Genomic DNA, 15,584 nt, shown 5'->3' with positions numbered 1-15,584 from the left:
CTCTGACTCACACAAATTAAAGTTAACCCATTGTATTTTAATGATTAATTATTTGGCATGCTTTGTGCTTTATTACTTATAAGAGTTCACTGCGTGTCAGAGATAAATTATGAAAATTCAAAACAGTGCTGTATTTCAAGAAATGCAATCAATGGCTTTAGAAGCCGGCCGTAATAATCAAACTAATAAACTGCCAACTCAGGTGCAGTCTACTTCTACAGCACAATTTGGCGACATGCTAAGTGATGCAATAAATTCAGTGCACGGATTACAACAAGATGCCGCGCAAAAAGTAACAGCGGTTGAGATGGGGGATCGAAGTGTATCCCTTGCTGAGGCGATGATTGCTTCTCAAAAATCGTCAGTTGCTTTTGAGGCTACAGTACAGGTTCGTAATAAACTTGTTGAAGCTTATAAAGAAATCATGAACATGCCTGTTTAATTAGGTAGTGGAGAATTATTGTGGCGCAATCTAACCAATCTACAGACCTAGCACTTGCTGGTGGCGGTATTGACCAAAGTGGTGGTGATGATCAACAAGAACAAAAGTCAGGCTACTTAAGTGCTTTAAATGGTGTTGATGTATTGCGCCAAGTAACATTGGTTATAGCATTGGCTATTTGTTTAGCTATCGCGATTTTTATTATTATTTGGGCTCGTCAGCCAGATATGCGCCCGTTAGGCAAAATGCAAACAGAAGAACTTATTCAAACATTAGACTTTTTAGATGCGCAAAAAATTGAATACCAACTAGATGGCAATGTTGTATCGGTTGATGAAAGCGAATACCAAAACATTAAATTGCTAATGACCCGCGAAGGGTTAGAGCAAGGCCCTGCATCTGGCTCTGACATAATTATGCAAGATATGGGCTTTGGTGTAAGCCAACGCTTGGAGCGTGAACGTTTAAAACATGGTCGTGAACAGCAATTAGCACGCACCATTGAAGAGCTAAATAACATTACTCGCGCCAAAGTATTGTTAGCCATCCCTAAAGAAAACGTATTTGCCCGCAGAGAGAAAAAACCATCCGCTACTGTTGTATTAACACTTAAGCGTGGCCGCTCACTTGACCGTGAAGAAGTAGACTCTGTTGTTGATATGATTGCTTCTGCAGTACAAGGCTTAGAGCCTGCACGTGTTACAGTCACTGACCAAAATGGTCGATTATTAAATTCAGGTTCGCAAAGCTCATTAGCAGCACGCTCTCGTAAAGAATACGATTTAGAACGTAAGCGCGAACAAGAGTATCTTGAAAAAATAGACAGTATTTTAATACCGGTTGTTGGGCTTGCAAACTATACAGCTCAAGTTGATTTGAGCATGGACTTTAGCTCAGTTGAGGAAACTCAAAAGCGTTATAACCCAGACCTACCAGCGGTTAGAAGCGAAACCACATTTGAAGAAAATAACATTGGTGGTTTAGCTGTTGGTATTCCTGGTGCGCTTACAAATCAGCCACCGCTAAACTCAAACATCCCTGAAGTTGCAGGACAAGGCGGCGCAGGCACAGCTACGTCACCAACACGTAGCCACAAAGAAGCAACACGTAATTATGAACTCGATACAACTATTTCTCACAAGCGCCAGCAAAGTGGTGTAATACGCAGAATAAGTGTGTCAGTTGCTGTTGACTATGTCCCTAAAGTGGGAGAAAACGGCGAAACAACTATGGCCCCGCGCTCGGTAGAGGCATTGTCAAATATTCGTCGCTTATTACAAGGTGGTGTAGGTTTTGATATGCAACGTGGTGATGCACTTGAAGTAGTAACAGTGCCGTTTGTACGTGAAGCAACAAATTTAGCAATAGAAGTGCCACTGTGGGAACAAGACTGGTTTATGAAAATAGCCCGCCTTGTACTAGGCGCCTTAGTTATAATTGTATTGATAATGGCAGTAGTAAAACCAATGCTTAAGCGCTTAATTTACCCAGACGATACACTAGAAGAATACGACGAAGATGCATTAAGTTCAGGCGTAGATATTGGCGACAATACACTTGATATGCTAAATAAAGACTTTGATTCTGCTTCGGTTGGTTTCTCAAGTGATGGTACACTGCAGTTACCGGATTTACATGGCGACGAAGATTTACTCAAAGCAATTCGTGCCCTTGTAGCTAACGAACCAGAACTATCATCACAAGTAGTGAAAGCGTGGTTAACAGAAGATGACTGATCAAGAACAAAAACAACTCCCGCCAGCCTTTGATGTTGATAAGCTAGATGGGGTAGATAAAGCTGCTATATTACTTTTGAGTTTATCAGAAGAAGATGCCGCGCAAATCCTTAAACACTTAGAACCTAAACAGGTGCAAAAAGTGGGTATGGCAATGGCTGGGCTACAGGATTTATCTCAAGCTAAAATTAGCGCTGTACACAACTTGTTTATAGAACAAATTCAAAGCTTTAGTACCATTGGTTTTCAGTCAGAAGACTTTATTAAAAAAGCGCTTACAGCAGCACTTGGTGAAGACAAAGCCGCTAGCCTTATTGACCAAATTGTTATGGGCTCAGGTGCTAAAGGCTTGGATTCATTAAAATGGATGGACTCTAAGCAGGTAGCAAACATTATTCGTAATGAGCATCCGCAAATTCAAACCATTGTATTATCGTATTTAGAGCCAGAACAGTCAGCTGAGATTATTGCTCAGTTCCCTGAAAAAGTGCGTTTAGATTTAACAATGCGTATTGCAAACCTTGAAGAAGTTCAGCCAGCAGCACTGCAAGAGCTAAACGAAATTATGGAAAAACAATTTGCCGGCCAAGCAGGTGCACAAGCCGCTAAAATGGGTGGCTTAAAAGCAGCTGCAGATATAATGAACTACCTAGATACCAATGTAGAAGGGCAGTTAATGGACTCTATTCGTGAGCATGACGAAGAGATGTCGCAGCAAATTCAAGACTTAATGTTTGTGTTTGAAAACTTAATGGATGTTGAAGACCGTGGTATTCAAGCAATCCTGCGAGAAGTACAACAAGACGTATTAATGAAAGCAATTAAAGGCACCGACGAAGCCCTTAAAGATAAGATACTGGGCAATATGTCTAAGCGTGCAGCCGAAATGCTTGCTGATGATTTAGAAGCTATGGCACCTGTTCGTATAAGTGAAGTAGAAGCGGCGCAAAAAGAGATTTTATCAACAGCGCGTCGTTTATCTGACTCAGGTGAAATTCAGCTGGGCGGCGGCGGTGGCGAGGAGTTCTTGTAAACCATGAGCAAACTCAAAGGGCGCACACTTCGGGCTGATGAAGCAGATGAATTATTAAAAAACTGGGCTATTCCAGATGTAGCACCAGATGAGAGCAGCTTTGGCAATCGCTCTACAGCTTACGGTACACCGCTTAGTGATCTGTATAAAAAAGAATTAGCTGAAGAAATGCCAATTGATGAGCCACAAGAACCAGAATTGCCTGCGCTTACTATGGTTGAGCTTGAACGCATTAGGCAAGACGCCTACGAAGAAGGCCTCAAGCAAGGTCATGAGCAAGGCTACATAGACGGTTTTGAAAAAGGCGTTGGCGAAGGCAAAGAGGCTGGCTACAAAGAAGGCTTAGAGCAAGGTAAAACCAAAGGCCTTGATGACGTAAAACCATTAATTGAAGAGCAGTTAACAAGTTTAAAAACTATTTTAGAGGGACTTACTGCACCGCTAGATAAAGTCGATGAACAAGCTGAAAAGCAATTAGTACAACTTGCTAGCATGTTAGCGGAAGCTGTTATTTATCAAGAAGTAAAAACATCGCCAGATGTGATCTTACATACGTTAAAGCAAAGTATAGATTCTCTTAATGCCGAGCAAGAAAAAGTACGAATTCATTTAAACCCCGAAGATTTAGAGCTCATAAAAGAGAGTTACGGTGAACAAACCATTATTGATAATAACTGGCAATTAATGGCAGAGCCCACTCTTGAGCGCGGTGGCTGTGAAGTTAAAACAGCGCAATCATCACTCGATATGACCCTTAAAACACGTGTCAAAGAAACGTTGGATAGTTTTTTGCATAATAGTGGTATCTAACTATTTTATTGGCGTGTTATGTCAACTCAACGTGCACCTTTAAGCGAACGCTTATCTCAATATCAACAACATATAAAAACCCCAGCGCCTGCTGTGGCAGGTATTTTAACGCGTGTTGTTGGCCTTACCCTTGAGGCTAGAGGTTTACGTGCTCCCGTTGGTAGCCAATGTAAAATAGAAACTATGAACGGCTTTGTAGACGCCGAAATAGTCGGTTTTAACGATCAAACTTTGTACTTAATGCCTAATGATCATATCTCTGGTGTACTTCCTGGTGCGCGTGTAATTCCTCAAGTTAATAACTTAGGTTTACCTGTAGGGATGAGTTTACTAGGGCGCGTGGTTGATGGCTTAGGGCGACCGCTAGATGGCCTTGGTAAAATTAATGCTGAGCATCATTTAAAGTTTGCACAAAATACTATAAACCCGCTTTCAAGAAGACCAATCACTAAGCCTATGGATGTAGGTGTGCGTGCTATTAACTCGGTTATTACAGTAGGGCAAGGCCAGCGCATGGGCTTGTTTGCAGGCTCTGGTGTGGGTAAATCAGTACTTCTCGGTATGATGACCCGAGGTAGCGAAGCCGATGTAATTGTTGTTGGCTTAGTGGGGGAGCGTGGTCGCGAAGTAAAAGAATTTATTGAAGAAATACTCGGTGTAGAGGGGCGCAAACGTTCAGTTGTTGTCGCAGCGCCCGCTGATTCATCACCGCTTATGCGTTTAAAAGGCTGTGAGAGCGCTGTAACTATTGCAGAGTATTTTAGGGATCAGGGTTTAAACGTATTATTGTTACTCGATTCGGTAACGCGTTATGCAATGGCGCAACGTGAAATTGCACTTGCTGTAGGCGAGCCGCCTGCGACAAAGGGTTATCCGCCTTCGGTGTTTGCTAAATTACCTGCGCTGGTGGAACGTGCTGGTAATGGCGGTGAAGGCCAGGGTTCAATTACCGCCTTTTTTACGGTGTTGAGTGAAGGCGATGATATGCAAGACCCTATTGCTGATGCAGCGCGAGCTATTTTAGATGGCCACATTGTATTATCGCGTGATTTAGCCGACAGCGGGCACTATCCCGCCATAGATATAGAAAAATCGATTTCGCGTGTTATGCCTCAAGTCGTTTCTGAACCACACATGCAACAAGCCCGTGTACTTAAGCAAGTTTATTCAATGTATCAACAAAACAAAGATATGATTACTTTAGGTGCTTATCAAAAAGGGACCGATCAAATGCTCGACCAAGCCATAAATATGATGCCAAGAGTAAATGCATTTTTACAACAAGGTATGCGAGATGTCATTAGTTACGATGATGGTCTGCAAGGTCTTGCTCAGTTACTAGGACAAGCATAATGGCTAAAAATAAACTCGATTTATTGCTCAAAATTGAAAATGATAAAGAAGAAAATTTGCGCATGAGTTACTTACAAGCCAATCAAAATTTGCAAGCAAATCAACAAAAGCTGCAAGGCTTAAATAACTTTAGACTTGAATATTCTCAACAGTTACACCTAAAAGGTAAGTCGGGTTTATCTAGTGCAGGGTTTGGTCAGTACCATGCTTTTATAGCTAAAATTGAAGAGGCAATTCGCCAACAAGCAAGTACAGTAAATACCGCTAAGCAAGTTGTTACTCAACGTAAAACGCTATGGCTTAAGCAGCAAATTAAAGCTAAAGCAGTTGCCAAATTAATCGAGAATCAAAAACTTAAAGCAAATGCATTAATGGCTAGAAACGAGCAAAAAATGTTAGATGAGTTTTCAGCTAATCAGTTTTTTCAACGTCGGAAAGCTTTGTAATTCAGGCACGTTAATTGCTTTGTTACTTAGTGGTATTTAACTTTTGGCGGTATGCGGTGGCATATTGCCGTAATGGTATTAGGTGATTTATGGCGATGAATAACATTTCGTTTTTAGTTTCTTCTGAAAAAGATTCACTGTTAGCTTTTAAAGACAATAGCTTAGCTAATGGCGAAGGAAATTTAGGCGAGGAATTTTTAAGCCAGCTAAACGAAGCGCATAACTCTATGGGGCCTTTGCTTAAGGGCAATAAAAATCCCGATGCCGAAAACTCGATTGCCATACCTAAGCATAAACAGCCAGAAGAAAATGAAAATCTGAGCGTAAAGCTAGATGAAATAACAACAGACGAAGTTACTTTTTTATCTGTTGAGATGCTTGATCAAATTAATTCAGCACAAGCAATGAGCACCTCGATTAATAAGCCGTTCGATGCAACTAAAAGTATAGAATTAGAAGATGCAGAGTTAGAAACCACCTCAGTAATTTTATCTGCTAATACAAGTGATGAAGTAACGACTGAAGAAGCGAATACAGCGAGTGTAGTGCAAAATCCAATTGCCACTAATGTAGACTCTAAAACGGCTAAATTAATTGATTCAAAAAGCGATAACTTAAGCTCACTACCTTTGAACTCTTTACCATTAAATGAAGGCAAGCATCGGAAAAGTGGTGTTGCTGAAGCTATTGAAGGGCCATTAAATTCTATAAATAAAAAGCCCGATGACAGCCCTGGCGCTACAGTAGAAAAACCTGAATTTGCATTAATGAGTTCTAAAGAGCAGCTAGGACAAAATAAGTCTGCTGATAAAAATAATATAGTTTTGCCAACACCCACCGACAAAGCGGGTGTTACTCAGTCTCCTTTAGCCACAACTGAAGGTGATAATAATGCAGCAATAGATACGTTAATGACTAAAGATGCGAGCTTAATTAAAGCTAATAGTGTTATTGCTAGTTTAACGCCTGAGCAGCGCTCACAACTTAACGCGCAAGTTAAGGTATTAGAGAACGCTGATTCAACAAATAGCGCAACTAGTAACACTTCAAATCTTAAGCAAATGCTAGCACAATTTATTACTGATAACGAAAAAGCGCAAAGCACGGTAACAAAACACTCTTTTAGCGCAGAAATAAATTCACTTAATACAACTGAAAAACAAAGTTTATTAACGCAATTAAACGCATATATTAAAACAGAGCAGCCTAAAGGCGAGCAGTTGTCAGTGCTTAAGCAAACAGTTAATGAGTTAAAAGCTTCTATTGAAATTGGGCTTGCTGATACCGCTAAATCAGACTCGAAAACGTTTGTGGCCTCAGAGACTCCTAATACAGTATATGATCCACAAAAGTTAAGCTTAAAGGCATCTACAAACGAAGGCGCGGATATTAATAAAGCTGTAGCAACCTCAGCTAAGCGTGATGATTTATTAAAATCACTTGAAGAGTTACAAAAAGATGGGCTTAGAAAAACAACGGCAGAACAAACGCCTGCACGTGTAGCACAAGTATTTACGCAAATTACAGCCGCTTTAAATACTCAGCAAACGAGCACATTAAGCCAATACGACTCATTAAGTTACGAGCAGAGCTTACTTGATACCCAAATAATTCAAACTCAACAATTACAAAGTACATCACAAGTTAAGCAAGTAAGTATTGATCCAGGTGTAATGCAGGCAATTAATATTGTTAAAAGTGATGCAGCTAAATTACTGCAAGAGCGCGTTAGCTCAATGTTGAGCATTAATAATAAAGAAGCAGAAATTCGCCTCGATCCTCCAGAAATGGGCAGCATGCAAATACGTATTCGTAGCGATGCAGAACAAGCACATATAAACTTTGTTGTACAAAACCAGCAAGCCAAAGAAGCGCTTGAGCAATCAATGCCGCGCTTACGTGAAATGTTAGCGCAACAAGGGCTAGAGCTTGGTGAAAGCACTATTTCTTATGGGCAATCAGGTGGTGAAACAGCTGAGCAAAGTGAGAGTGGAGCCCAAGGTAATTTGGCTAATAATAAGTCAGTTAATGATGAAAATGACGAGCAAGCAAATAACACTGCACAAAGTTCTCGACAACAAACTTCATCATCAATAGATTACTATGCCTAAGTACTGCTATTATAATAGTTAAAACAAGCAAGTACCTTTGCGATTAAAGGAATCATGATGGCTGAAGAAGCAAGTTTAGAAATCGAAGAAACCGGTAAAAGTAAAAAGAAACTAATAATAATCATAGTAGCTGTACTACTTATTGCAGGTGGTGCTGCGGGTTACTTTTTTATGTCAGGTTCGGATGCGCCAGTTGAAACCTTAGATGAAGAGACTGCGATGTCGACTGATGCTGCTCCTGCAGCTTCTGGTTCATCAGCAGAAGTTGGTAGTGCTTTATATGTTGCTATGCCACGCCCATTTGTATTTAACGTGCCTGGCTCAAGTCGCGATAGAATTGTACAAATTAAAGTACAATTATTAGTACGTGGCGAAGTAAATGAAGAAACAGCCAAAAAACATATTCCACTAATAGAAGGGACGCTATTAAGCGTATTTTCTACTACAACTGCTGATGAGTTAAGTACGAGCTCTGGTAAAGAAACACTTCGTTTTTCTGCACTTGAAAAGGTACAAAAAGCCTTAATGGATGTTGAAGGCAGTAAAGTAATTGAGCGGGTATTGTTTACCGGCTTTGTGATGCAATAAGGGGTTAGCGTGAGCGATTTATTATCCCAAGACGAAATTGATGCGCTATTACATGGCGTTGATGACGTTGAAGAGGAAGATATACACGAAGGTGAAGATGGCGGGGGAAGTACGCTTCAGTACGATTTTTCTTCGCAAGATCGGATCGTACGTGGTCGTATGCCGACGCTGGAAATTGTTAACGAACGCTTTGCTCGTCATATGCGAATTAGCCTATTTAATATGATGCGTCGCACCGCAGAGGTGTCTATTAACGGCGTGCAAATGATTAAGTTTGGCGAGTATATTCATACTTTATTTGTTCCAACCAGTTTAAATATGGTCCGTTTTAGGCCTTTAAAAGGCACTGGCCTGATTACCATGGAAGCACGACTTGTGTTTATTTTGGTAGATAACTTTTTTGGTGGTGATGGGCGTTATCATGCAAAAATAGAGGGCCGAGAATTTACCCCAACAGAGCGCCGGATTGTACAAATGCTCCTTAAAATAATCTTTGAAGATTATAAAGAAGCATGGGCACCGGTTATGGATGTATCGTTTGAATATCTCGATTCAGAAGTAAACCCAGCTATGGCGAATATTGTAAGTCCAACAGAGGTTGTGGTTATTAGCTCTTTTCATATTGAGCTTGATGGCGGTGGCGGCGATTTTCATATTGCACTTCCGTATTCGATGCTTGAGCCAATCCGAGAGCTTTTAGATGCGGGTGTTCAATCTGATACAGAGGATACCGACTTACGTTGGAGCAAAGCACTTCGCGATGAAATAATGGATGTTGAGGTTGATATGTCGACTCAGTTACTTGAAGTTGATTTGACCTTAAAGCAAATTATGGAATTAAAAGCAGGTGATATTATTCCGGTTGAAATGCCTGAGCATATAACCGTATTTGTTGAGGAACTCCCTACATTTAGAGCCAAGATGGGTCGCTCTCGCGATAATGTTGCGCTTCAAATTAGTGAAAAAATTAAACGACCTGATTCAGTTAAATCTGAGCTGCATGTATTTACCAAAGGCGGCAAGAAAATTGACTCAGATGCAGAATTAGCAGAACTAGAAGATGATTTACACCTCTCTGACGGTGTAGACTTAGACTGGTAATTGATTAAAAGGTTAAAAGTATGAGCGATGATCAAGACACAATGGATGAATGGGCAGCAGCATTAGCAGAAGCCGAAGGTCCAGATGATAGTGGCGAAGCACATGTTGCAGAGCTTGATGAGTTAAGTGATTCAAAACACGAAATGAGTGGTGATGAAAAACGAAAACTCGACACTATTTTAGATATTCCCGTTACTATCTCAATGGAAGTAGGGCGCTCTAAAATCAATATTCGTAACCTACTGCAACTTAATCAAGGCTCTGTTGTTGAGCTTGACCGTGTTGCGGGTGAGCCGCTAGACGTGCTAGTTAATGGTACTTTAATCGCTCATGGCGAAGTAGTTGTAGTAAACGACAAATTTGGTATTCGCTTAACTGACGTGATAAGCCAAGTAGAGCGGATCAAAAAATTACGATGAGCTTATTAGTTGCTTTAACGACTACCGTTTTTTCAAAAGCAGATGTGGCAACACCCACTGGGGATATACTCTCTATGGTGCTGTCGCTTGTAATGGTGCTAGTACTGATTATTGTACTGGCATTTTTTGTTAAAAAGCTTAACCCTAATTTAGCAAATAGTGATGAGTTTAAAGTAGTTAGAAGTCTACCTTTAGGTTCTCGCGAGCGTTTAATGGTTGTTGAGATAGATAATGCTCAGCATTTACTTGGTGTAACTCCCCACAGTATTAATTATTTACACAAGTTAGAAACCCCATTAAGTGAAAAAGAACTGCCTGAACTCGCTAAACGATTTGGTAAACTTTTAAACCCGCAATCAAACCAAAATAAAAAGAATTAAACCTATGACAAAGTGGCTGCTTATTATTTTTGCCATGGTGTTTGTACCAAATGTAAGTGCAGAAGGAATTGATGCCCTTACTATTACAACAAACGCTGATGGCACACAAGATTACTCAGTAACGTTACAAGTTTTAGCAATTATGACGGCGCTGAGTTTTATACCGGCCGCCATAATTATGATGACCTCTTTTACACGAATTATTGTTGTACTCGCCATTTTGCGCCAAGCAATTGGCTTACAGCAAACACCGTCAAATCAAGTGTTATTAGGTATGTCACTTTTTTTAAGTATTTTTATAATGGCGCCTATTTATCAGCAGGTAAACGAGCGAGCTATAGAGCCTTACTTAAATGAGCAGGTTACATCAGTAGAGGCTTTAGAGCTTGCTAAAGAGCCAATGAAAGCATTTATGCTTTCACAGGTGCGTTTAAAAGATTTAGAAACGTTCGCTAAAATTGCTGGTTACGATCAGCTAAATTCGCCACAAGATACGCCATTAATAGTGTTAATACCGGCCTTTGTAACCAGCGAACTGCAAACGGCATTTATAATTGGGTTTATGTTTTTTATCCCATTTTTAATTGTTGATTTAGTGGTCGCCTCGGTATTAATGGCGATGGGTATGATGATGCTTTCTCCCATGATAGTGTCCTTACCGTTTAAAATTATGCTGTTTGTACTTGTTGATGGTTGGAGCTTAGTGATGGGGACTCTAGCTAAAAGCTTTGGTTTAGGGACTTAGTATGCAAAGCATTAACATGACCCAACGATAGGAGTACAACATGGAACCGGAAATTTTTGTTGATATTCTAAGTGACGCGCTGTTTTTAGTTATTAAATTGGTGTCTGCAATTGTAGTCCCAGGCCTAATTATTGGTTTAGTGGTTGCTGTATTTCAGGCGGCAACATCAATCAATGAACAAACGTTGAGCTTTTTACCTCGTTTATTAATTACCATTAGTGCGCTAATTGTAGGTGGGCACTGGCTTACTCAAGAACTGATGGATTTTTTTACTCGCCTAGTATTACTTATTCCTGAAATTGCAGGTTAAACGTGGAATACCCCTTTGCTGTCGTTATTCAATGGTTGAGCGATTTTTTGCTGCCCCTGGTACGCATTAGCTCAATGATTATGATTATGGCTGGTTTAGGTGCTAAAAATGTCCCTACGCGTATAAAAATGGGGTTATCAGTTGTTGTAACTTTTCTTGTCGTTCCTGTTCTGCCGCCCGCTACATTCACTAATTTATTTTCGTTTGAGATGATTTTAGTCGTTATTCAACAAATGCTGATTGGTGTTGCTATTGGTTTTGCATCTATACTTTTATTAAATACCTTTGTTTTAGCAGGGCAAATACTTGCGATGCAAACCGGTTTAGGTTTTGCTTCGGTTATTGACCCCTCTAATGGCGCAAGCGTCCCAGCGGTTGGCCAGTTTTTCCTTATTTTGGCCACCTTGTTATTTTTTGCTTTTAACGGTCATTTAATGATGATTCAAATGGTGGTGCATAGCTTTCAAGTGCTACCTATTGATGGCACATGGTGGTCTGTAGATCATTACTGGGACATAGTGACTTGGGGCGGCTGGATGTTTACTACAGCACTGGTACTCTCACTTGCACCGCTTACCGCAATGCTCGTTATTAATATGTCGTTTGGGATTATGACGCGTGCAGCGCCGCAATTAAATATTTTCTCTATTGGTTTTCCGTTTACCTTGGTAGCGGGACTTATTATTATTTGGGCGACACTAGGTAACTTTGTTACTCAGTTTGAGTTTCAATGGTTAAAAATGGTTGAGCTAATGTGTACTTTAGTTGGTTGCTCACCTTAGGAGAAAGTCATGTCTGAAGACTCAGGACAAGAAAAAACAGAAGAACCGACATCCAAAAAGCTTGAAGAATCTAAAAAGAAAGGCCAAATAGCACGCTCAAAAGAGTTAGGTACCATGTTTGTACTTATTTTTTCGGCTATATCGCTTTTGATGTATGGTCCTGAAATTGGTAAAGGTTTATACAATGTAATGGGCCGAACCCTTAGCTTAAACCGCAACGAAGCCTTTGATACCACTAAAATGTTTGCCGTGTGGGGAGAGGTTGCAGACGCGTTAATGTTTCCTATGGCTATGTTTGTGTTAATTATCGTTTTGGCTGCATTTATTGGTAATACGTTACTCGGTGGTTTTAATTTTAGCTGGGAAGCTGCTGCACCTAAAGCAAGTAAAATGTCGCCAATGAAGGGCTTTAAGCGGATGTTTGGTCCGCAAGCGGTCATTGAGCTTGTAAAGTCACTCTTAAAATTTGGTTTGGTTGCAAGTTTTGCTGTGTTTTTAATTAATACTTATTTTGATGAAATACTGCATTTAAGTTTAGAAAGTGCACCGGGTAATATTATTCATGCCTTAGAGATTTTAGGGTGGATGTTTTTAGGCCTTTCGTGCACTTTAATTGTTATTGCCGCCATTGATGCGCCATTTCAAAGTTACAACCATAACAAACAACTTAAAATGACAATGCAAGAAATTAAAGATGAGTATAAAAATTCTGAAGGTGACCCGCAAATAAAAGCGCGCATTAGGCAAACACAAAGGCAAATGTCGCAAAACCGCATGATGCAAGATGTCCCTGACGCTGATGTTATTGTTACCAACCCAACTCACTACTCTGTAGCATTAAAATACGACACGGAGCGCGCAGGTGCGCCTATAGTGCTTGCTAAAGGCATTGATGAAATGGCGATGCAAATTCGAAAAGTAGCAATAGGGAATGAAGTACCTATATTAGAATCCCCCATGTTGACCCGAGCGCTTTATCATACGGCTGAAGTAGGAGAGCAAATACCCGATCAGCTATTTACCGCAGTAGCGCAAGTTTTAGCGTATGTATTTCAGCTTAAGCGCTTTAATAAAGGGCGCGGTAAACGTCCAACTAAGCTCAATAAAAAGCTGCCAATCCCCGATGCCTACAAGTATTAAACCGTTAACTGAGTAACTTGGAATAGTTATTGCAAATTCTACGTAGTGTCAATTTTTTGAAATTGTAGAATTATGAGTTTTAAAGCGGTATTACAACAACTTAACAGAGACAAAAAAGACTATGCCAAAGGGGTAGGTACACCTTTGCTTGTGCTTGCTGCCTTGGGAATGGTGATTTTACCACTACCGCCATTTTTACTCGATATCCTTTTCTCGTTTAATATTGCTCTCGCGTTAGTGGTTTTACTTGTAACTGTTTACACGATGAAGCCAGTTGAATTTGGTATTTTCCCCTCTGTATTACTAATCGCTACAATTATGCGCTTAGCACTTAACGTTGCCAGTACTCGAGTTGTGTTACTTGAAGGCCATAATGGTGGTGACTCTGCCGGTAAAGTAATTGAAGCGTTTGGCTCAGTTGTTATTGGTGGTAACTACGCTGTTGGTTTGGTTGTGTTTTTAATCCTGATCATTATTAACTTTGTAGTAATTACTAAAGGTGCTGGTCGTATTTCTGAGGTATCTGCGCGTTTCACCCTTGATGCAATGCCGGGTAAACAAATGGCAATTGACGCCGATTTGAACGCAGGCTTTATCAGCGCAGAACAAGCGCGTGACCGCCGCGAGGAAGTAACTCGCGAAGCTGATTTTTACGGCTCAATGGATGGTGCGAGTAAATTTGTAAAAGGTGATGCGATTGCAGGTATTGTTATACTAATCATCAATATTGTTGGTGGTTTATTTGTCGGTATGATCCAGCACAATTTGAGTTTTGGCAATGCAATGGAAGTATATACATTACTTACCATTGGCGATGGCTTAGTTGCTCAACTCCCTTCTTTACTGCTTTCAATTGGTACCGCGATTGTTGTAACACGCCAAAATGAGTCGCTCAATATGGGGGACCAATTTAAGAAACAACTAGGCAACGAAAAGTCACTCTTTATTGCATCTGGTATTTTGATCATCATGGGCTTAGTGCCTGGTATGCCGCATATTGCTTTTTTAAGTTTAGGTGCGTTACTGGGTTACTTAGCTTACTACACACAGCAAAGTAAATTAAAAGCTGCTGCGGCAGAAGCTGAAGAGGCCGCTAATGGCGGAAGCGTTGCAACGGGTGTTGCTAATAAACAAGAACAAAAAGAACTAGGCTGGGATGACGTTCAGCAGGTTGATGTAATTGGCTTAGAAGTCGGTTATAGATTAATTCCGTTAGTGGACCAATCACAAGGTGGTGAGCTACTTAATCGTATTAAGGGGGTGCGTAAAAAGCTTTCTCAAGAGCTTGGTTTTTTAGTGCCGCCGGTACATATACGCGACAACTTAGAGCTTGACCCTAACGCTTACAGAATAACACTAATGGGGGTTTCAACCGGTGAAAGCGAGCTTAAGCATGGCGACGAGCTAGCGATTAACCCAGGACAAGTATTTGGTCCAATTAAAGGGGTTGAAACAAAAGATCCTGCGTTTGGCCTTGATGCCGTATGGATCAAGCCTGATCAAAAAGATGAAGCACAATCACTAGGTTATACCGTTGTAGATTCAGCCACGGTAGTTGCCACTCATATTAGCCAGTTATTAACTAACAGTGCAGCGTTATTACTAGGGCATGAAGAAGTTCAAAACCTACTTGATATGCTTGCTAAAAGCCATCCTCGCTTAGTGGAAGGACTAGTACCTGATGTATTGCCATTAACTGCTATTGTAAAAGTACTACAAAATTTATTAAATGAAGGCGTGGCTATTCGCGATATGCGCTCAATTGTTCAAACCCTTGTTGAGTATGGCCCACGTAGTCAAGACCCTGATGTATTAACGGCTGCAGTGCGTATTTCACTGCGTAGATTAATTGTTCAAGATGCGGTGGGAATGTCATCAGAAATCCCTGTCATAACCTTGGCGCCTGAGTTGGAACAGATGTTGCATCAGTCATTACAAAATGCAGGCGATGAAGGTGCCGGTATTGAGCCAGGACTTGCAGAGCGACTTCAAGTGTCATTGACACAAGCGCATCAAAATCAAGAAATGGCCGGCGAACCTTCTATATTGCTAACGTCAGGAATGTTACGCACTGTGTTATCTCGTTTTGTTAAGTACACCATTCCAGGATTGAGAGTGATGTCTTATCAAGAGGTACCAGACGAAAGACAGATCAAAATTGTAAGCTCGGTAGGCCAACAATAAGATT

Annotated in this window: 16 protein-coding genes; all 16 read left to right on the top strand. The window is 40.6% G+C overall.

Annotated features, from left to right (window positions below; genetic code table 11):
* Positions 1-109 precede the first annotated feature (109 nt).
* Positions 110-442 (top strand): flagellar hook-basal body complex protein FliE, encoded by a 333-nt coding sequence (gene fliE, locus H5090_RS08600; protein ID WP_039484631.1) that lies wholly within the window; start codon positions 110-112, stop codon positions 440-442.
* Between the two features lie 20 nt (positions 443-462).
* Positions 463-2,178, top strand: a complete 1,716-nt coding sequence (gene fliF, locus H5090_RS08595) for a flagellar basal-body MS-ring/collar protein FliF (protein ID WP_039484629.1) — start codon at positions 463-465, stop codon at positions 2,176-2,178.
* Positions 2,171-3,211, top strand: a complete 1,041-nt coding sequence (fliG, locus tag H5090_RS08590; protein ID WP_182695476.1) for a flagellar motor switch protein FliG — start codon at positions 2,171-2,173, stop codon at positions 3,209-3,211. The genes fliF and fliG overlap by 8 nt, the downstream gene beginning before the upstream one ends.
* Positions 3,212-3,214: 3 nt before the next feature.
* Positions 3,215-4,021: a flagellar assembly protein FliH gene (fliH, locus tag H5090_RS08585; RefSeq protein WP_002959339.1), complete on the top strand. Its 807-nt coding sequence runs from the start codon at positions 3,215-3,217 to the stop codon at positions 4,019-4,021.
* An 18-nt stretch (positions 4,022-4,039) separates the two neighbouring features.
* Positions 4,040-5,374 carry a flagellar protein export ATPase FliI gene (gene fliI / locus H5090_RS08580; RefSeq protein ID WP_002959338.1) on the top strand — a complete coding sequence of 445 codons (1,335 nt, stop codon included), beginning with the start codon at positions 4,040-4,042 and terminating at the stop codon, positions 5,372-5,374.
* Entirely contained in the window at positions 5,374-5,820 is a 447-nt protein-coding gene (gene fliJ, locus H5090_RS08575) for a flagellar export protein FliJ (RefSeq protein WP_182695475.1), read from the top strand. The genes fliI and fliJ overlap by 1 nt, the downstream gene beginning before the upstream one ends.
* A gap of 89 nt (positions 5,821-5,909) precedes the next feature.
* On the top strand, positions 5,910-7,931 hold the full coding sequence (locus H5090_RS08570) for a flagellar hook-length control protein FliK (protein ID WP_182695474.1): 2,022 nt from the start codon (positions 5,910-5,912) through the stop codon (positions 7,929-7,931).
* Positions 7,932-7,988: 57 nt separating this feature from the next.
* Entirely contained in the window at positions 7,989-8,519 is a 531-nt protein-coding gene (fliL, locus tag H5090_RS08565; RefSeq protein WP_002959335.1) for a flagellar basal body-associated protein FliL, read from the top strand.
* Positions 8,520-8,528: 9 nt separating this feature from the next.
* Positions 8,529-9,620: a flagellar motor switch protein FliM gene (fliM, locus tag H5090_RS08560; protein WP_002959334.1), complete on the top strand. Its 1,092-nt coding sequence runs from the start codon at positions 8,529-8,531 to the stop codon at positions 9,618-9,620.
* A gap of 20 nt (positions 9,621-9,640) precedes the next feature.
* Positions 9,641-10,039: a flagellar motor switch protein FliN gene (gene fliN / locus H5090_RS08555; protein WP_002959332.1), complete on the top strand. Its 399-nt coding sequence runs from the start codon at positions 9,641-9,643 to the stop codon at positions 10,037-10,039.
* Positions 10,036-10,419, top strand: coding sequence for a flagellar biosynthetic protein FliO (fliO, locus tag H5090_RS08550; protein WP_002959331.1), 384 nt, complete (start codon positions 10,036-10,038; stop codon positions 10,417-10,419). The genes fliN and fliO overlap by 4 nt, the downstream gene beginning before the upstream one ends.
* Before the next feature lie 4 nt (positions 10,420-10,423).
* Positions 10,424-11,164 carry a flagellar type III secretion system pore protein FliP gene (gene fliP / locus H5090_RS08545; protein ID WP_002959327.1) on the top strand — a complete coding sequence of 247 codons (741 nt, stop codon included), beginning with the start codon at positions 10,424-10,426 and terminating at the stop codon, positions 11,162-11,164.
* A gap of 40 nt (positions 11,165-11,204) precedes the next feature.
* The gene (gene fliQ, locus H5090_RS08540) at positions 11,205-11,474 is read left to right on the top strand and encodes a flagellar biosynthesis protein FliQ (protein WP_002959325.1); all 270 of its coding nucleotides are present in this window, start codon (positions 11,205-11,207) and stop codon (positions 11,472-11,474) included.
* A gap of 2 nt (positions 11,475-11,476) precedes the next feature.
* Positions 11,477-12,256: a flagellar biosynthetic protein FliR gene (gene fliR / locus H5090_RS08535; protein WP_024596364.1), complete on the top strand. Its 780-nt coding sequence runs from the start codon at positions 11,477-11,479 to the stop codon at positions 12,254-12,256.
* Positions 12,257-12,265: 9 nt separating this feature from the next.
* The gene (flhB, locus tag H5090_RS08530; RefSeq protein ID WP_182695473.1) at positions 12,266-13,396 is read left to right on the top strand and encodes a flagellar biosynthesis protein FlhB; all 1,131 of its coding nucleotides are present in this window, start codon (positions 12,266-12,268) and stop codon (positions 13,394-13,396) included.
* A 72-nt stretch (positions 13,397-13,468) separates the two neighbouring features.
* Positions 13,469-15,580 carry a flagellar biosynthesis protein FlhA gene (flhA, locus tag H5090_RS08525; RefSeq protein ID WP_039484610.1) on the top strand — a complete coding sequence of 704 codons (2,112 nt, stop codon included), beginning with the start codon at positions 13,469-13,471 and terminating at the stop codon, positions 15,578-15,580.
* Positions 15,581-15,584: the final 4 nt, after the last annotated feature.

Origin of the sequence: Pseudoalteromonas sp. SR43-5 (genome assembly GCF_014163835.1) — a bacterium.
Taxonomy (GTDB): domain Bacteria; phylum Pseudomonadota; class Gammaproteobacteria; order Enterobacterales; family Alteromonadaceae; genus Pseudoalteromonas; species Pseudoalteromonas distincta.
Note: the sequence above shows the minus strand (reverse complement) of the source record. Positions and strands in the feature narration are given on the sequence as shown.

What these genes read in the sequence shown, in the direction of transcription:
- fliI (WP_002959338.1), top strand. Translation starts at nt 4,040, where the DNA reads ATGTCAACTCAACGTGCACCTTTAAGCGAACGCTTATCTCAATATCAA.
- flhA (WP_039484610.1), top strand. Translation starts at nt 13,469, where the DNA reads ATGAGTTTTAAAGCGGTATTACAACAACTTAACAGAGACAAAAAAGAC.
- fliJ (WP_182695475.1), top strand. Translation starts at nt 5,374, where the DNA reads ATGGCTAAAAATAAACTCGATTTATTGCTCAAAATTGAAAATGATAAA.
- fliL (WP_002959335.1), top strand. Translation starts at nt 7,989, where the DNA reads ATGGCTGAAGAAGCAAGTTTAGAAATCGAAGAAACCGGTAAAAGTAAA.
- fliE (WP_039484631.1), top strand. Translation starts at nt 110, where the DNA reads ATGAAAATTCAAAACAGTGCTGTATTTCAAGAAATGCAATCAATGGCT.
- fliG (WP_182695476.1), top strand. Translation starts at nt 2,171, where the DNA reads ATGACTGATCAAGAACAAAAACAACTCCCGCCAGCCTTTGATGTTGAT.
- fliQ (WP_002959325.1), top strand. Translation starts at nt 11,205, where the DNA reads ATGGAACCGGAAATTTTTGTTGATATTCTAAGTGACGCGCTGTTTTTA.
- H5090_RS08570 (WP_182695474.1), top strand. Translation starts at nt 5,910, where the DNA reads ATGGCGATGAATAACATTTCGTTTTTAGTTTCTTCTGAAAAAGATTCA.
- flhB (WP_182695473.1), top strand. Translation starts at nt 12,266, where the DNA reads ATGTCTGAAGACTCAGGACAAGAAAAAACAGAAGAACCGACATCCAAA.
- fliP (WP_002959327.1), top strand. Translation starts at nt 10,424, where the DNA reads ATGACAAAGTGGCTGCTTATTATTTTTGCCATGGTGTTTGTACCAAAT.
- fliO (WP_002959331.1), top strand. Translation starts at nt 10,036, where the DNA reads ATGAGCTTATTAGTTGCTTTAACGACTACCGTTTTTTCAAAAGCAGAT.
- fliH (WP_002959339.1), top strand. Translation starts at nt 3,215, where the DNA reads ATGAGCAAACTCAAAGGGCGCACACTTCGGGCTGATGAAGCAGATGAA.
- fliN (WP_002959332.1), top strand. Translation starts at nt 9,641, where the DNA reads ATGAGCGATGATCAAGACACAATGGATGAATGGGCAGCAGCATTAGCA.